This window comes from Dolichospermum sp. UHCC 0352, assembly GCF_009711925.1.
Taxonomy (GTDB): Bacteria; Cyanobacteriota; Cyanobacteriia; order Cyanobacteriales; family Nostocaceae; genus Dolichospermum; species Dolichospermum lemmermannii.
The window spans coordinates 1-16883 of record NZ_VIKY01000053.1 but is presented as its reverse complement, the minus strand read 5'-3'; the positions used below and the strand labels follow the sequence as shown (position 1 = coordinate 16883).

General features: G+C 37.9%; 14 protein-coding genes and 1 pseudogene. 8 read left to right on the top strand and 7 right to left on the bottom strand.

Annotation, left to right across the window (positions count from 1 at the left end; genetic code table 11):
- Positions 1–526, bottom strand: a 526-nt coding sequence (locus tag FJR06_RS03655) for a helix-turn-helix domain-containing protein (RefSeq protein WP_168650816.1), incomplete at its 3' end; no start/stop codon positions are given.
- Positions 527–589: 63 nt separating this feature from the next.
- On the opposite strand from FJR06_RS03655, the gene FJR06_RS03650 reads away from it, so the two are divergent.
- The 3 genes from FJR06_RS03650 to pyk all read left to right on the top strand — a co-directional run bounded on the left by FJR06_RS03650 (position 590) and on the right by pyk (position 3564).
- Positions 590–751, top strand: a complete 162-nt coding sequence (locus tag FJR06_RS03650; RefSeq protein WP_168633705.1) for a hypothetical protein — start codon at positions 590–592, stop codon at positions 749–751.
- Positions 752–977: 226 nt separating this feature from the next.
- Positions 978–2003, top strand: a complete 1026-nt coding sequence (gene gap / locus FJR06_RS03645) for a type I glyceraldehyde-3-phosphate dehydrogenase (RefSeq protein ID WP_015080659.1) — start codon at positions 978–980, stop codon at positions 2001–2003.
- A gap of 130 nt (positions 2004–2133) precedes the next feature.
- Positions 2134–3564 (top strand): pyruvate kinase, encoded by a 1431-nt coding sequence (gene pyk / locus FJR06_RS03640; RefSeq protein WP_168650818.1) that lies wholly within the window; start codon positions 2134–2136, stop codon positions 3562–3564.
- Positions 3565–3569: 5 nt separating this feature from the next.
- Here pyk and FJR06_RS03635 read toward each other — a convergent pair whose 3' ends face one another.
- Positions 3570–3755 carry a hypothetical protein gene (locus tag FJR06_RS03635; protein ID WP_168650814.1) on the bottom strand — a complete coding sequence of 62 codons (186 nt, stop codon included), beginning with the start codon at positions 3753–3755 and terminating at the stop codon, positions 3570–3572.
- Positions 3756–3780: 25 nt separating this feature from the next.
- Here FJR06_RS03635 and FJR06_RS03630 point away from each other — a divergent pair, with 25 nt between their 5' ends.
- The gene (locus FJR06_RS03630; RefSeq protein ID WP_168633704.1) at positions 3781–4782 is read left to right on the top strand and encodes a transaldolase; all 1002 of its coding nucleotides are present in this window, start codon (positions 3781–3783) and stop codon (positions 4780–4782) included.
- A gap of 387 nt (positions 4783–5169) precedes the next feature.
- Here FJR06_RS03630 and FJR06_RS03625 read toward each other — a convergent pair whose 3' ends face one another.
- From FJR06_RS03625 to bchD, 3 genes are all read right to left on the bottom strand, one after another.
- Positions 5170–6204 (bottom strand): MAE_28990/MAE_18760 family HEPN-like nuclease, encoded by a 1035-nt coding sequence (locus tag FJR06_RS03625; RefSeq protein WP_254434384.1) that lies wholly within the window; start codon positions 6202–6204, stop codon positions 5170–5172.
- 24 nt (positions 6205–6228) lie between these two features.
- The gene (locus tag FJR06_RS03620; protein ID WP_168650810.1) at positions 6229–7398 is read right to left on the bottom strand and encodes a DUF262 domain-containing protein; all 1170 of its coding nucleotides are present in this window, start codon (positions 7396–7398) and stop codon (positions 6229–6231) included.
- A 249-nt stretch (positions 7399–7647) separates the two neighbouring features.
- Positions 7648–9669, bottom strand: a complete 2022-nt coding sequence (gene bchD / locus FJR06_RS03615) for a magnesium chelatase ATPase subunit D (protein ID WP_168650808.1) — start codon at positions 9667–9669, stop codon at positions 7648–7650.
- 254 nt (positions 9670–9923) lie between these two features.
- On the opposite strand from bchD, the gene FJR06_RS03610 reads away from it, so the two are divergent.
- The 4 genes from FJR06_RS03610 to FJR06_RS03595 all read left to right on the top strand — a co-directional run bounded on the left by FJR06_RS03610 (position 9924) and on the right by FJR06_RS03595 (position 14836).
- Positions 9924–10544, top strand: coding sequence for a DUF3859 domain-containing protein (locus FJR06_RS03610; protein WP_168650806.1), 621 nt, complete (start codon positions 9924–9926; stop codon positions 10542–10544).
- Between the two features lie 2 nt (positions 10545–10546).
- The gene (locus FJR06_RS03605) at positions 10547–12247 is read left to right on the top strand and encodes an asparagine synthetase B (protein WP_168650804.1); all 1701 of its coding nucleotides are present in this window, start codon (positions 10547–10549) and stop codon (positions 12245–12247) included.
- Positions 12211–13425: a decarboxylase gene (locus FJR06_RS03600; protein ID WP_168650802.1), complete on the top strand. Its 1215-nt coding sequence runs from the start codon at positions 12211–12213 to the stop codon at positions 13423–13425. The genes FJR06_RS03605 and FJR06_RS03600 overlap by 37 nt, the downstream gene beginning before the upstream one ends.
- Before the next feature lie 97 nt (positions 13426–13522).
- Entirely contained in the window at positions 13523–14836 is a 1314-nt protein-coding gene (locus FJR06_RS03595; protein WP_254434383.1) for a hypothetical protein, read from the top strand.
- Between the two features lie 106 nt (positions 14837–14942).
- Here FJR06_RS03595 and FJR06_RS24210 read toward each other — a convergent pair.
- Positions 14943–15389 (bottom strand): annotated as a pseudogene (locus FJR06_RS24210) (asparagine synthase); the annotation flags it as partial.
- Between the two features lie 142 nt (positions 15390–15531).
- Positions 15532–16818, bottom strand: a complete 1287-nt coding sequence (locus FJR06_RS03585; RefSeq protein WP_015080646.1) for a glutamyl-tRNA reductase — start codon at positions 16816–16818, stop codon at positions 15532–15534.
- Positions 16819–16883: the final 65 nt, after the last annotated feature.

The following is a 16883-nucleotide window of genomic DNA, read 5'->3' as shown; positions in this document are numbered from 1 at the left end:
CTTTTTTAGTGACAGATACAGTTTTAATATCAAACCCACCGGGTATTTGACGGTGAACAATTACTTTAATATCACCTATTTTTGATAGCGTAATTTTGTTATTAGTAAAGTGGTGTCGTTTGAACTGAGGAAAGGTAAATGTTTTATATTGCCCCGCACCTTTGAATCTAGGCTTGCCTGATTTTTTACCATTCACATCACCTTTTAACCATCGGTCAAAAGCTATCTCGACCTTCTTGGGGACTTCCTGTAGCACCTGAGAATGAATACTTGTGTACCAAGGGCGGTCTTTTTTAAGTTGCGTTAATGATGCTTTTTGGCTGTAATAATTCGGTTTATCCTTGAGTTCTGGTAAATGACAAACGAAAATGGAACATCTATCAATAGGAGAACGGTTTTGTTCGTACCAATGGAAGCGTTGAGCCAGTTGATAATTGTACTGATGCCGCAGCATATCTAATGTTTTATCAATTTTTTTGGCTTGTTCTCTTGTTGGCTTTAATCGGTATTGATAAGATGTTCTCATATTTTTCGTTTCCTTTCGACCTGTTTATAATATAACATAAAGGATAGCCATTAACTACCCGTTATGAAAAATAAAAGATTAAGCCTGAGAATGAGCGAAAGAAGAATGCGAATATTGCAAACTTACGCCGCAGCCAAAGATAAAACTATTACGTCCTTAGTGGAAGATTGGATAGATTCTCTTAAATCAGAAAATGTTCATTCGTTGACCAACGATCCTGATTGAACTGCGTTCAATTTCGCCTGTTGGGCAATTCCTCACTCGCGCGTATTGTATTCATCCCACGCTCCGGTATAGTGAGCGTGGGGCTTCTGTCGGGAAAGCTAAACCTTAAAATATGCCAGTTAAATTAACTTTATGCCTTTTGTGACTGTAAGAATCAGCTAAGTCAGACTAGAATTAACCGGGCCAGTTAACCTTTGCTGAAATTCCCAACACAGGAGGTTTAATTTTGACGAAGTTGAAAATTGGTATTAATGGATTCGGTCGAATTGGTAGACTTGTGTTACGTGCTGGTCTTACTAATCCCAATATTGAATTTGTAGGAATTAATGATTTAGTTCCTCCCGATAACCTGGCTTATCTTCTCAAGTACGACTCTACACATGGAAGATTGAAAAGCAAAGTTGCAGCCAGAGAAGACGGGATAGTTATTGACGGTTATTTTATCCCCTGCGTATCCATGCGAAATCCCGCCGAATTACCTTGGGGTAAATTGGGTGTAGATTATGTTGTCGAATCCACAGGACTCTTCACGGACTACCCTGGGGCGGAAAACCACCTCAAAGCAGGTGCAAAGCGGGTTGTGATTTCTGCACCGACAAAAGAACCAGAGAAAGTAAAAACAATGGTCATGGGTGTAAATCATCACCTATTTGACCCAGCAAAAGACTTGATTGTCTCCAATGCAAGTTGTACTACAAATTGTTTAGCCCCCATTGCTAAAGTCATTAATGATAACTTCGGTTTAGCCGAAGGGTTAATGACCACAGTTCACGCCACAACAGCCACTCAGCCCACGGTAGATGGTCCCAGTCGCAAAGATTGGCGCGGTGGACGGGGTGCGGGACAAAATATAATTCCCTCCGCTACAGGGGCGGCTAAAGCGGTGGCTTTGGTGTTACCAGAATTGAAAGGTAAATTAACAGGAATGGCTTTGAGAGTTCCCACTCCCGATGTCTCCGTAGTTGATTTAACTTTCAAAACCACCAAAGCCACTTCTTACAAAGAAATCTGTGCAGCTATGAAAAAAGCTGCGGAAGGTAATTTATCAGGTGTGTTAGGTTACACAGATGAAGAAGTAGTATCTACAGATTTTCAAGGTGATTCCCACTCCAGCATCTTCGACGCGGGTGCAGGAATTGAACTCAATGCTAATTTCTTCAAAATTGTCTCTTGGTATGACAACGAATGGGGTTACTCCAACCGTGTCATTGATTTGATGTTGTCAATGGCCAAGAAAGAAGGATTGATTTAGGTAATGGGTAATTGGTAATTGGTAATGGGTAATTGGTAAAACATTCTTCCCAATGACCAATCACCAATTACCAATGACCAAACCAGGGCTTAACGGGGTGTGCTACTTTACCGTTACTCCTTACATACTTATGCGTCGCACTAAAATTGTTTGTACTATTGGACCTGCTACATCTTCACCTGAGAAGTTAGAAGCTTTGGTGCGGGCGGGAATGAACATGGCGCGGTTAAATTTTTCTCATGGTGCTTATGAGGCTCACGCCCAGGTTTTTCATCATCTGCGCCAGATTAGCAAGGATTTACATAAGCCAATTGCGATTATGCAGGATTTGTGTGGTCCAAAAATTCGGTTGGGAAAATTACCACCGGAAGGACTGATGTTAGAAGCTGGGACTGAGGTAACTTTTGTTTTACAAGAGAAGGGTGAAACTATTGATGAGTTACCCTTACCTCTACCTACTCTCTTTGCTATGATGCGATGTGGGGAAACGATTTTAATTAATGATGGGCGGGTGAAATTAACTGTTACCAGTCGAGACGCTGATAGAATTCGCGCTCATGTGAATATTGGTGGTTTGATTTCTTCTCATAAAGGTGTAAATTTACCTGCAACTCCTTTACCTGTAAGTTCAATTACAGAAAAGGATTTAATGGATTTACGTTTTGGGATACAATTAGGAGTAGACTGGGTAGCGGTTTCCTTTGTGCGATCGCCCCAAGACCTCGAACCCGCACGCCGGATGATTGAAGGCGCTGGCTCAAAAATTCGTCTCATTGCCAAAATTGAACGGGCGGAAGCTGTGGAACAGCTAGATGCTATCATTGCAGCCGCTGACGGTATTATGATTGCTCGTGGGGATTTAGGGGTGGAAGTACCGATTTATGAAGTCCCCCTGATTCAAAAAGACATTGCTCGTCGTTGTAATCAAGCTGGTAAACCCGTGATTACAGCTACTCAAATGTTAGAGTCCATGATTAGCGCCCCCGACCCTACTCGCGCTGAAGCTACGGACGTGGCTAACTCAATCTTAGATGGCACAGATGCGGTAATGTTATCTGGAGAAACCGCAATGGGTGAATATCCCCTAGCTGCTGTCCAAACTATGCACAATATTGCATTAAGAACAGAAACCGTACTTCAAGAGGGAAATAGACATTCTTGGAGTCCGAAAGCGGGTAGTTTGACGGTGACAGAATCAGTATCTCAATCGGTTTGTCGCATTGCCTATGAAACTGGTGCAAAAGCGATTCTCTGTAATACTACATCAGGAAGCACAGCCAAACTCGTTTCTAAATATCGTCCCAGCACACCAATTATCGCTCTTACTTCCGACTGTACCGCCTACCGTCAATTAGCTTTATCTTGGGGTGTAGAACCGCTACTGATTCAACCTGTTCACAATGCTGAAGAAATGTTTGTGAATGTGGTAGACACCGTTGTAGATAGTGGTTTAGTTCAGGAAGGAGACAAGGTGGTGATTACCTCTGGTGTCCCAATTGGTCAATCTGGAACAACAAGTTTAATTAAAGTGCATTCTATTGGACAGCCAATTACAGCATGACGCATCTAAAATGGGTGATTGGGGACTGGGGATTGGGAATTGGTAATAATTTCTATCACCACTGACCACTGACAACTGACCACTGACAACTGTACGGGCGAAGCATTTGGAGAACTATTTTTTGCAATGACCGATAATTTATCTTCCAAATGCTTCGCCCCTACTAACCACTGACAACTGACAACTGACAACTGACCACTGACATTGGAGTATGTTATGCCTAAGAACTTACTGGAAGCACTACGGGCAGTGACCGTTGTGGTAGCGGATACCGGAGATATCCAATCAATTGAACAGTTTAAACCTCAAGATGCTACTACCAATCCCTCACTGATTACTGCTGCGGCACAAATGCCGGAATATCAGGATATTGTTGATCAGACTTTACTGAAAGCTAAAAAAGATGCTGGCGCTGGTGCTAGTCAAGCACAGGTGGTATCTCTAGCTTTTGACCGTTTGGCGGTATCTTTTGGATTGAAAATTTTGCAAATTATCCCTGGTCGTGTATCTACAGAAGTAGATGCTCGGTTATCCTATGATACAGATGCTACCGTAGCCAAAGCACGGGATTTAATCGCTCAGTATAAGGCTGCTGGTATTTCTAAAGAACGGGTTTTGATTAAAATTGCCTCCACTTGGCAAGGTATCAAAGCTGGAGAAATTTTGGAAAAAGAAGGTATTCACTGTAACTTAACTTTACTATTTGGTCTGCACCAAGCGATCGCCTGTGCGGAAGCTGGTATCACTTTAATTTCTCCTTTCGTTGGTCGGATTCTTGACTGGTACAAGAAAGATACTGGCCGGGATAGCTATCCCGCAGCGGAAGATCCAGGTGTATTGTCTGTAACTAGCATTTATAACTACTATAAAAAGTTTGGTTATAAAACCGAGGTAATGGGCGCTAGTTTCCGCAATATTGGCGAAATTACTGAATTAGCTGGTTGCGATTTGCTGACTATTTCTCCAGGGTTGTTGACAGAATTGCAAAATACTGTCACAGAATTACCCCGCAAACTTGATCCTGCTAAGGTAGCAGGGTTATCAATTGCCAAAATCTCTGTTGATAAAGCTACTTTTGATCAAATGCACAATGCTGACCGCATGGCTTCTGATAAACTTGCAGAAGGTATTGATGGTTTTACCAAGGCTTTGATTTCCTTGGAAAAACTATTGGCCGAAAGATTGGCTGGTTTAGAACGTGAAAAGGTAACTGCTTAGTAATTGGTGATGGGTAATAGGTAATTGGTAAAATCCTTACCTATTCTCTATTACCTATTACCTGCTCTATCTACTTTTTACGGGTTGTTTTCGGATTAGCTAATTCATATTTTGAGCCGCTATTTTTACTATTTTAGTGTTTTGCTATAAGTCCTAAATTGATAATTTTGTGGTTATGCAATCTTTGCTAAAAGCACAACTACGAACAATTAATTTTCCGTCAACTTAATTTGATTTCATGTCTGCTATAGCACCTCTTGTCATCGCTGCAATAGCTTTATCGGTTGCTTTCGGTAGGTGATAATATTTACCTCCAGCGGTTTTCGATTATCAGCATTAGGATTTCCAGAATTTAAGGATGTTTTAAAATTGATTTTGAGTACAAATTCAAGTTATCAATTGATATAAACATAAATTTTTCCTGGCATCAATATCAAATTTTAACTTTACCTCCATTCCTGGGGTTGTTTCTATCTCATTAATTGACTCATCATTCTGATTACGAATACTCTCAATTTTGGCTGGCTGACAGTATGAATCACCTACTAGAAAAAGGCTACCTCCAACTGATAATAAACAGCTATCAGATGGTTTTAAAACTGCCACTTGAATTTGGTCAAACCATCTAGTAATTCTACCAATTTCTTGAGCTTGACCGATTGATTTTTTCCTTTCAAGTACCTGATAATTTACTAATTCAGTTAGTGCTTGACACAAACTTTCAACAAAATCACATAATTCTAAGAGTGCATTAGCAGCTAACCAATTATCTATATCTGTCCCATGCGCTGCCTCATTACGATAACTAATTAATGTGTTTAGTTCTTGTTCTAGAGAGTTTTCATTTGCTCTAATTTCTTCAATAAAATATTTTACATCTCTATGTTTTACAACCCAACTCCAACTATTAAAAATACCAGCATTTGCTAACAATCTCTCTAGACTATTTTTACGTAAATTTTGTTCATGGAAGAGAAAAGCATCCGGTAATAGTTCATATTTATCTTTACCAGTTTCTCCATTCAATAATCCATACATAACTTGTTGTATGGAGAGGTTTTTATATCTGTGATTATCTTCCTTCAATATTTCTTGAAGCAATCTTCCTACTCCGTTTTGGTGGGTTTTGCGAATAGTTTTCTCTAGGTCTGAATAATTTGAATATAAACTTGGTAAAAGAATTAACCAATCTTCAATTAAGTCTTCTACAAAGGTTTCATAAATAGCATATAAACGAGTTACGACAGCACAGTGATCATAAACACGCCAATCAGTTAATTCAGGGATATCTTGAGATATATTAATGAGAAGTTGTTTAATTTCTTCTGTACGTAGAGAAACATCTCTAAAAGCAATTTCTCGAATTTTCTCGTTAGTTTTAATAATGGAACGAATTGTAGAAATATTAGCTTTTACAGCCATGAGTAGATTCTCAAACATTGCTTTTTACTCGGCTATGACTTGAGACAACATATCATCAAATAAACTGATTCTTTCTTGGATATCAGTCTTACTTTTTCCAGCACCCGTCAACAGGTTTGATTGATCTTCTCTAAACAAAATTTTAGTTTTTTCAATAACTCTTGGCTTACGTTCGAGTAAAATATCTACATCTACTAAATGTCTACTAAAACCAACCATTACAGCATCATAATAAGCTTTATAAGCTCTATCCTTCCAAGTATCAGACTGAGGATCAAAAGGTTTGAATAAGTTCTCTCCATATATTTGATGAGATAGATTTATAGTTTGCAGAAAAATGTCTTTTAGAAATTCTATATCTTGGTCAGAAAATGATAGACTTTTCATCATATATAAGTCTAGAAATCCCTCCATACCACTACTAAATTTATCGGTATTACGTAATGCAAAAAAACGCAGAATTAATTCTACATCCTCCATCTTTTTGTAGAGGTTATTTTTCTGAATTTCTTCATCATCAATAGGAATATTCCAAGCTTCTTTAAAAATTGGATTAGTTGCTAATTCTAGCAATAATTGATTAAACTGACCATAAAATGAACAATGACGTATTTCCTGTTTACTGAGTTCTAATCTACCAGTATTGAGACGTTGAAAAGCAAGCAGTTTGAAAAATAATGCTTCTTCTGGACTAGATGCCGATTCTGTAATTAAAACCACATAGGATATGGGACGACGGTCAATTGCTGCTCTAATTTTGGCAGGAAGTTCATTATATGTACGTCCATTCAGTTCTGTCCAAAGTTCTAAACCTGTTAATTGCAGGCGATTTTCATAAAATTCTTTAAGAGCAGTAATTCTCTGTTGACCATCCATTACTTCATAAACATTATATTTCTTTTCATACAGAATAATGGGAGGTACAGGAATATTAATTAAAAAAGATTCTATTAGTTGAGATTGTTTTTTCTTATCCCATCTATTTCTTCTTTGATAAAAAAGTCTAAGATCCATATAATCGGTTTTTTTTAAAAACTCTACAAAAGCTGGTAACTTTTCCCGGTTCATTTCCGTTAATATTCTTTGTTCACCTTTTTCATATTTATCATTTATTTCTTGATCAGACATAGTGATGTGGTTTAGAGATGGTGTTTTTTCCCACATCTTTTCTTCAGTTGGAGTTAGAAGTTGCATTGAGTACATTCTCCTTCAATGATGATAAGTAAGTAGACGAAAATAAATCAAAGTAGATTAAGTAATGTAAAAAATCTGGAGATGATTTCGTAGTAAGGGCTTCAGCCCTCAAATGAGGAATAAATTCCTCACTACAAACTTTGAATTATTCAAGCCGTTCTACTTAAAAATAAATAAACCTATCTACAACTTAGCTTATAAACCTGATTAGTTAAGGATTAAAACAGAATTTACAGATAGGTCTACTGACTATTTTGCTTTCATGTCTGCTATAGCACCTCTCGTCATAGCCGCGATCGCTTTATCTGTCGCTTTGGGTAAGTGATAATATTTACCTCCGGCTGTTTTTGACAATTCCTTCGCAAAGCCAGTGGATACAAACTTACTTTCCGTATCAATTACCAACAACTGCATCCCTGAAGCCCGAATTCTGCCAGCAATATCTAATAATTCGGCTTTGATATCCGGCTTTTCTCCTGGTTCCATGGGTTCACCTAAAGAACGAGCTAAAGGAATATTACCACGTCCATCAGTAATTGCCACTATCACAACCTGCCCGATATCCCCACCCATTTGGGCATTTATCCCCACCCGTACCGCTTGAGTTAAACCATGTGCTAAAGGAGAACCACCACCGCAGGGTAATCTTTCTAACCTATTCTTAGCTAAAGCAATGGAACGGGTAGGAGGTAATAAAACTTCCGCTTGTTCTCCTCGGAAGGGGATTAAAGATACTTGGTCACGATTTTGATATGCTTCTGTTAAAAGCTGCATCACCGCACCTTTAGCGGATTGCATCCGATTTAAAGCCATTGAACCAGAAGCATCTACAACAAACACCACCAACGCACCGGCTTTTCTCACTAACCGCTTAGAACGGATATCTCCCTGTTCGACAATCACCTTTTTATCAGGTTGTCTAGCCCGGCGTGCTTTTTGATATGGGGCTGCGGCTCGCAGTGTGGCATCTACGGCTATTCTTCTAGCTTTACCTTTGGGAATCATCGGCTTAATGTACCGTCCCCTATCGTCTGAGAAGATAATACTGCGACTTCCAGATTTACCTTGCTTTTGTGCCATTTGGGTAAAATAAAGCACTTCTGGGTCGAGAATTACCCCTTCTGGATCAAAGATAAATTCTTCGGGAATGTCTGGGGGTTCTTGCTGTTCTTGGTCTTCTTCTTTCTCTTCTTCCTGTTCTTCCTCTTGTTCTTCTTCTGATTCCGACTCGTCTTGACTTTCTTGTGGTGGGGGAGGTGGTGGTGGTTGCTGTTCGTCTGGTGGAGTTTGAATAATTGTGGTTCGGGGAACTATCACCAATTCCACTGCGCGACGTAAATCTTCAGCGGTGACGGTACTGCGTCCTTCTAAGGCTGCTGCGGCTTTGGCTACGCGCACTGCAAATAATTCTGCCCGATGTCCTTCTACACCCCCGCGAATGGCTTCATTGACGAGGTAGGTAATTTGTTCTTGGCTAATGGTGACTTCTTTTAACCATTCCCGTGCCAGGATGATTTGGGTTTTGAGTGAGTCTATATCTTCGCTGTATTGTTGCAGAAATTCTGTGGGAGACTGGGAATAGGCGATCGCTTGTTCAACTGCCTGTACTCTTTGATCTATACCCAGAACTCCGTCTGCTGATAGGGCGATCGCTATTCTATCAAGTAAATGCTCTCTGAGCGCTCCTTCTTCTGGATTATAAGTGGCAATAAACAAAGTTTTGCAAGGATGTTGAAAACTGATTCCTTCCCGTTCAATTTGGTTACGTCCGTCCGATAATACCGATAAGAGTTGGTTACTAATTTGGTCATCTAATAAATTGATTTCATCCACATACAGCACCCCACGGTTAGCTGTAGCCAGTAATCCCGGTTGAAAAATTGTATCACCTTGTTTAACCGACTGTTCCACGTCCACAGAACCTAAAAGTCGGTCTTCCGTAATCCCCAGAGGAATCTGCAAAAAAGGGGCAGGGATAATTTCCGTTTCTATCTCCTGTCTTTGTTCCGCTAAAAGTTTATCATCCCATTCTTCGGGGTGGTTGGGGTCACAGTTGCTAAGGGAATTTTTGACAACTTCAATAGGTGGTAATAAAGCGTGAATAGCCCGCGCCATCACAGATTTAGCCGTACCGCGACGACCTGCAATTACCACACCCCCCAAAACGGGATCTACTGCTGTCAACAGCAAAGCTATTTTAATTGCTTCTTGACCAACTACAGCAGCCAAGGGAAAAGCAGTCATTGTCGGGGTAAGAGTAGGCGATCGCATTGTTTCCTTAATAGTTATTATAGTTTTAGCATAGCAATTCCTGGCACATTTTAGAATATATATAATGGCAATTCCTCCAGGAGCAAGATATATGACTAAAATTCAGGTTAAAAGCTTCACCTTAGAAGAATATCACCAACTCACTGAAATTTTCCTGTCTATTAAGATCCCCGACTTCTCAAAGAAGTCGGGGATCTGGTTTCTCTGGTTTCTCTGTTTTCTCAACCTACATTAATCGAAAGTTACTAAAAATCATGAACCAACCACTAAACCAAGAACAATTAAACCAGATTATTGCTGAAGTTCAAACATTACAATTACGTCAAGAATCAGAACTTAATCAACAGCAAATTAAAGAGATTTTACAAGATTTAAATCTACCACCTGAATTATTAGATGAAGCCTTAATTCAAATTCGGCGTAAACAAGCTTTAGAAGTTCAACAAAGCCGTAATAAATTAATTGGTTTTGTAGTGGCGACATCTGTAATTATCGGTATAGGATTAACAGTGTTTTTTCATCAACAAAAAAGTTCTTTATTGGCTAATATTTCCGCACAACAAGACAAAATTACCCTAACATCAAATAATGAAAATTTAAAAAATATCTCCCGTCAAACTAATTCAGAACTTGTTTATCGTGTGACTTTGAAAAATGCACCTATAGGTAAAAAACTCAATCTTTCTTGTAATTGGATTGATCCAAATGGTCAAGTTGTTAAACAAAATCAATATCAAACTCGTGAAATAAAAACTTCAGTTTGGGATACTGTTTGTCGTTATAGTATTAATCCTACCGCATCTGTGGGAAATTGGCAAGTACAAATGTTGCTTGAAGGTCGGAAAATTAGTGAAGAAACTTTTGTGGTGCAATAGTTATGTTTCCCTATCATTTTATTGGTTATTGGGGTGATAAAAGCAAAGAGTTTCTCACGCAGAGGCGCAGAGGCGCGAAGAGAGGAGGTGAGGAAGAGAAGTTTTTTTGGGATGTTGTTTATATTGGTTGTGAGTCTTTACCTGTATTACCAAAAAATACGATTGCGGGTATTTCGGCTGGGGGTTTTTCGATCTTAGATGTTTGGGTGAAGATAACAGATAATCAGTTAATTTTGGGGTGCGAAATTTTTGGCAAAGTGCCTTTATTTTGGACTCAGCAAGGTGGAGTAATTTGGTTTTCTTCTCAGTTACAATTGCTTTTAGAAATCATAGAAAAACCGGAGATTAATATTTCTGGTTTATATGGTTATAGTTGTTTTTCCTATGTTCCTAATCCTCTCACTCCTGTTAATCAAGTGTTTTCTGTGACTGCGGGAACTGAGATGATTTTTAATGGGGTTGCTTCTCCTCAAGTTGATAATATTTATCAATGGTGTGAATCAAAGGAACAAATTAAAGATGAAAATACCGCAGTTTCTCAATTACAATTTTTATTAAAAAATGCAATTCAAACACAAATTTCTGATTTAAAAGATCAACCTGTGGGGGTTTTTCTGTCTGGGGGTTTGGATTCTTCTATTGTTGCGTCTTTATTGGTAGAAGCTGGGATAAAAGTTCGTGCTTACTCTTTGGATTTTGGTAAGGTGGGAATTTCTGAATATCCCTATGCGGAACAAGTTGCAAAGTTTCTGAATATTCCTTTAGTTAAAGTTGATGCTAGTCCTGGTAAGATTAAACAGGCTCTAATTCCTACTATCAAAGCTTTAGATTTACCTTTTGGTGACGGTGTGACTGTTCCTTTATATCTCCTCAATCAAGTTGCTAGTCAAGAAACTCAAGTGATTTTTAATGGTGAAGGTGGTGATCAATTATTTGCTGGTTGGACTAATAAACCTTTAATTGCTGCGGGTATTTATCAATCTGAACATCCTGATAAAGAAGAAAGTTTTATTCACCAATATCTGCGGACTTTTCACCGTCTTTGGGGTTATGAATCAAGGATTTATCAGCCGGAGATATATGCTCAGATTCAAGGTTTAAATGCTCAGGAATGGTTGTTAAATGCTCTTGATGCTAGTTTTTGTCCTTCGTTGTTACATCGTCTCCGTCGTGCCAGTTTGATGTTAAAAGGAGCGCAAAATATTCATCCCCGTGCGACTGCGTTGGGTTTTGCTCATGGGTTAGGTGTGCGATCGCCCTTTTGTGATTTACTTTTAGCAGAATGGACTTTTCAGCTATCTGGGGAACTCTGTCTAAACGGTGCTTGTGAGAAGTATATCCTCAAACGAGCAGCAGAAAATTGGCTACCTTCAGAAATAGTTTGGCGACAAAAACGCGGTATGGGTGTTCCCTTAACCTCTTGGTGTTTAAATGATTATTGGCATGATCTTGGTAATTGGTTAAATCCTGGTATACTAAAATCGGATGGCTGTTTTTTTCCTGATATTGCGTCACAAATTGTTACAGGTGAACTAGGAGGACAAATTCAAGGACGACGAATTGGTGAAAGTCTGTGGTTATTGATAATGTGGCAACTTTGGCATTATCATGTTTTTGGTTCTAAATTAGGCAAAAAGTCTTTATCTCATCCATTTATTTTACCTCGATGGTTATGGAAAAAGTTACAGCAATCCCAAATTTAGAATTAGAACTTGCACAGGAGTTATTGCAAGTTTACGGTTCTCCTTTATACGTCTACAACGGCGATATTTTACGCCAAACTATTTCATATATTACCAAAGCTATTAGTTATCCCCATACTCAGTTTCATTTTGCTAGTGTAACAAATAGTAATATTGCATTACTAAAAATATTTAAAAACGCCGGTTGGGGACTTCATGCTAATACTCCAGGTGATATTTATTTGGGTTTAAATGCGGGTTTTTATGCTGGTGATATCGTATATAGCGGTAGTAATTTGAATTGGGAGGAAATGGAACAGGTTCTTGGTTGGGGTGTGACTACTCTCAATTTGGATAGTATTTCTCAGTTGCGTTTATGTTGTGAGGTTTTTTTATTTCGCGCAAAGACGCAGAGAAGCAAAGACGCAAAGTTAAATATTGGTTTGCGGTTGAATGTGTCGGAGGATAGTCGTATTGGTGTTAGTTCGGCTGATTTTGATGAGGCTGTTTCTATTGCTTCGGCTGCGGGTTTAAAGATTTCTGGTTTACATTTTTATCGCGGTACAGGAACTAATGCAACAACAGCCTTTATTGATGTAATTGATGCGATTTTAGCAACTGCAAAAAAGTTACCAGATTGGCAATATTTAGATTTTGGTGGTGGTTTTGGTTATCCATATCATCATGATCATTTGGCTTTTGATTGGCAATTATTTGGACATCAATTAACTAATAAAATTAGTGAAATTGGCAAAAATATTAATTTAATGATTGAGCCAGGACGCTCTGCTATAGCGGGTTGTGGTACTTTATTAGTTAAAGTTGTTTCGGTAAAATGGCAAGGAGAAAAACAAATTATCGGTGTAGATTCTACTATTGCTAATATTGCTGTTATTTCTGTACATGGAGGTTATCGAGAAATTATAACTTTGAAAAATTCAACTTCTCAAAAATATCTAACTGACGTTTGTGGAAATACCACATATTCACGAGATTATTTAGGCAAAAATTGTCAACTTCCCGCTTTAGAAATTGGCGATATTATTGCTATTTTAGATGTTGGTGCTTACGGTTATGCTATGTCTTCACATTTTTTACATCGTCCCAGACCTGCGGAAGTATTATTAGAAAATGGTAGACATCATTTAATTCGTAAACGGGAAGATTACAGCATTTTACTTAATAATCAAATCATCTAAAATTCGACTTCTTTAATTATTAATTAATTCCCAAAATAAGAACAGAAGTCGAGTATCTAAGACCACAATTTTTAACCAAATCAAAACCAACAAAACCATGAAATGTATTAACTGCGGAACTGATAATAAATTAAAAGACAGAACAGCAAATCAAGGAAGATGTTTAAAATGCAATCATCCTTTTGTTTTTGAACCCACAACCATGGGAACTGTAAAAATTACAGATCCTATGTTTACTAAAGTTATTAATGATATTTCTGCTAATAACACTTTATTTTTTACACCAAAACAACTGCTTTACTTTTTAGATAGTCGTCTCAGAAAAAAATCATTTCAATCATTAGGATTTGTTGGTTCATATCTATTCCTTAATATTTGGTGTACAGTCTTTTTCTCTAACATGATATTCGGATCTAGGTTATGGTTAATGGGAAATTTAGTTTATCAAATTTGTGTAGCTATTTATTTGTTTAATCAAACGAATTCTCCTAAATTAAACAATGCTAGTCGAAAATCAAGTGCTAGATTCTTGCAAATCATAGGAGGTTTAATTTTAGTTATTGGAATATTTGCAAGTATGTTTGTTGTTCAGTCATTTATTATATTTGTAATTATCATCGTTATCGGAATATTTTCCATATTTTGGGGAACTGAACAGTTAGGAAAAGTTGATCAATTAAAACAAGAATTTTTAATTTCCCCAACTCAATTACAAGAATGGTTAAATCGTTGGGAACAAATTAATAATGTCCCTGAAAAAATTCTCCCTTCTCCACGACAAGAAATTACACCAGCGACAATAAATCCTGATGTCACTGCTTATAGTTTTGATAGATTAGTAGTTTGTGATAGTGCTAATATTGCAAAATTATTAATTGCTAATAATTTCCACTTTGAAAATAATTGTGCAATTCTCAGTATTACCGGTTATCCTCAAAGCATTTTCAATACTACAATGGAAATGTTACGACGTAACCCTGATTTAAAGGTTTATGCTATTCATGATTGTAGTTCCAAAGGTGTCAGTTTAGTTCATCATCTCCGCACCAGTGAAAAGTGGTTTTTAAATAGCAATGTGGCAATTATTGACCTGGGACTTTTACCCCGTCAAATTATTGCGAGTCAGGGAAAAATGTTTACTCGGTTTTCTTCACAGTTAAAAGACGAAGCTAAAAAATTATCTGTAGATATTCGTCTGACTTTAACTGCTGAAGAACTAGCTTGGTTAGATACTGGTAATTTTGTCGAATTAGAATCTTTTACCCCACAAAAATTAATTCAAGTTCTCAGACATGGTATTTCTGGAAGCTTGAATTTAGAAAGTGATGACAGTAGTATAATTTTAATTGCCAATAATGATAAACTTGTTGTGATGGCATTTGCAGAAAAGTACCAGGACGAATTTCCTTGATATCTTGCCAAAGTGTCCTTTCTCCCGGAACAAATGCACAACAAAGATAATCTCGTAATGCAACTAAATCTAAATTATCAGAACGATAAGGTGTTAAAGTTCTTAATTTTGGGGCTATCCAACAAGTTAAACCTGTGGTAGTATAATATAAGGTGCGACCACCAATGGCATCTCTAATTAAATATAATTCCTGTTTTTCACAATCCCAAACTACTAACCCAAACATTCCCAATAATAGCTTTAAACATTCAGAATTATATTTTTCCCAAAGTTGTGCAACTATTTGTTGATTACTGCAATTATGATTAATCTTAATTCCTAATTTTTGCAGTAATTCTTCTCGATTACTTAACCAAATATCTCCAACTACTATAAATCTTTTGCTATGACTTATGGCAAATTTATCTGCTGTGGAAATAACTGCAAATTGCTGATCTTGCCAAATTACATCTTCTTTTAAATTATCTAATTTTCCGTAAGCTACACACCAACTAGACTTAAATTCAATATTTGTAATGGCAGACTGAGAACTTTTAAAAAAATTAAATAGCATTAGTTTGGGTATTGGATAAGGGGTAATAAGTAAAAATATTAGCAACTACCAATTACCCGTTAAAATCTAAGCAGCGAAATTTGCAGCAATCTCAAAGAAGTCGGGGATATGAACCAGGAAAAACCCCTGTTTCTTGATAATTTCAGCTAAACTGTTCCTCAGCGTCCAAATTAAATAGCATTTGCAGAGTTTGCATACATCGTCTTCTAGCTTCCACATCTTGCTGGGCGCGTAATTGCACCATCGGATCATGGAGAATCTTATTCACTATTCCCCTTGTCAAAGCCTCAATTACCTCTTGATGCTTTTCGCCAAATTCCGAACCCAAACGAGATAAAGCCTTTTCTAATTCTTGTTCGCGGATAGTTTCGATTTTATTCCGTAGAGAACTAATTGTAGATACAGTTTCTAAACTCCGCCACCAAATATCAAAAGCTTCAACTTCCTCATCTAAAATCTTCTCAGCTTCCTGCGCCATTTGGCGGCGACTTTCATAATTTTGGGCGACAACCGCCTTCAAATCATCAACATTAAAAGCCTTGACATTGGCCAAATCATTGACATCTGCATCCACATTTCGGGGGACAGAAATATCAAATATCATCAATTGTTGATTGGGTTCTAACACCGTTTCCAACTTCGCCCGATCTAAAATCGGTTCAGTGGAAGAAGTGCTAGTAAAAACTATATCACTAGCGGCAATAACTGACATCATTTCTGGCAGCAAATGGATTTGGATCGGTTGTTCTGGGAACAACTTCGCCAATTCTTCAGCCCTTGTGCGGGAACGATTAACAATACTAATTTGAGTTGCACCTTTAGAAATCAGGTGTTGTACAAGTAACCGGGACATTTTCCCAGCACCGAGAATAGACACCCGATAAGGAGATAAATTTTCTACTTTCATCTGTGCCAATTCCACAGCGGCCGAACTGATAGAAACCGCACCAGTCCCAATACTGGTTTCGGTGCGAACCCGTTTACCCGCCGTTAAAGCTTGTTTAAATAAGCGATTTAAAATGGTTTTGATGCCATTAAATTGTTGTCCGAGTTTGTGGGTATTCTTAACTTGAGCGAGAATTTGACCTTCACCCAAAACCAGACTATCCAACCCACCCGCAACCCGTAAAATATGGGTGATAGCATCAGTATGCAGCAACATAAACAAATGATGTCTTAAAGACATAATCGGCAATTTGCTATGTTCAGAAAGAAACTGGGTAACTTCGTGAATTCCTTGGGTAGTCTCGTTACTAACGATATAAATTTCTAAGCGGTTACAAGTGCTGAGAATAGCAACTTCATCAACATGAGGATAACTCAGAAGTTGAGCGATCGCACTTTCAATTTGAGGTTCAGGAATACTTAATTTTTCTCTAACTTCTACAGGGGCTGTTTTATGGCTTAACCCCACCACGGCAATATTCATTTTTTAAATAGGTAATTGGTTAGTTGTCAGTTGTCAGTAGGGGCTAAGCATTTGGAAGATAAATT

What these genes read in the sequence shown, in the direction of transcription:
- FJR06_RS03610 (WP_168650806.1), top strand. Translation starts at nt 9,924, where the DNA reads ATGAACCAACCACTAAACCAAGAACAATTAAACCAGATTATTGCTGAA.
- bchD (WP_168650808.1), bottom strand. Translation starts at nt 9,669, where the DNA reads ATGCGATCGCCTACTCTTACCCCGACAATGACTGCTTTTCCCTTGGCT.
- FJR06_RS03605 (WP_168650804.1), top strand. Translation starts at nt 10,547, where the DNA reads ATGTTTCCCTATCATTTTATTGGTTATTGGGGTGATAAAAGCAAAGAG.
- pyk (WP_168650818.1), top strand. Translation starts at nt 2,134, where the DNA reads ATGCGTCGCACTAAAATTGTTTGTACTATTGGACCTGCTACATCTTCA.
- FJR06_RS03625 (WP_254434384.1), bottom strand. Translation starts at nt 6,204, where the DNA reads ATGGCTGTAAAAGCTAATATTTCTACAATTCGTTCCATTATTAAAACT.
- FJR06_RS03650 (WP_168633705.1), top strand. Translation starts at nt 590, where the DNA reads ATGAAAAATAAAAGATTAAGCCTGAGAATGAGCGAAAGAAGAATGCGA.
- FJR06_RS03585 (WP_015080646.1), bottom strand. Translation starts at nt 16,818, where the DNA reads ATGAATATTGCCGTGGTGGGGTTAAGCCATAAAACAGCCCCTGTAGAA.
- FJR06_RS03600 (WP_168650802.1), top strand. Translation starts at nt 12,211, where the DNA reads ATGGTTATGGAAAAAGTTACAGCAATCCCAAATTTAGAATTAGAACTT.
- FJR06_RS03595 (WP_254434383.1), top strand. Translation starts at nt 13,523, where the DNA reads ATGAAATGTATTAACTGCGGAACTGATAATAAATTAAAAGACAGAACA.
- FJR06_RS03620 (WP_168650810.1), bottom strand. Translation starts at nt 7,398, where the DNA reads ATGCAACTTCTAACTCCAACTGAAGAAAAGATGTGGGAAAAAACACCA.
- FJR06_RS03630 (WP_168633704.1), top strand. Translation starts at nt 3,781, where the DNA reads ATGCCTAAGAACTTACTGGAAGCACTACGGGCAGTGACCGTTGTGGTA.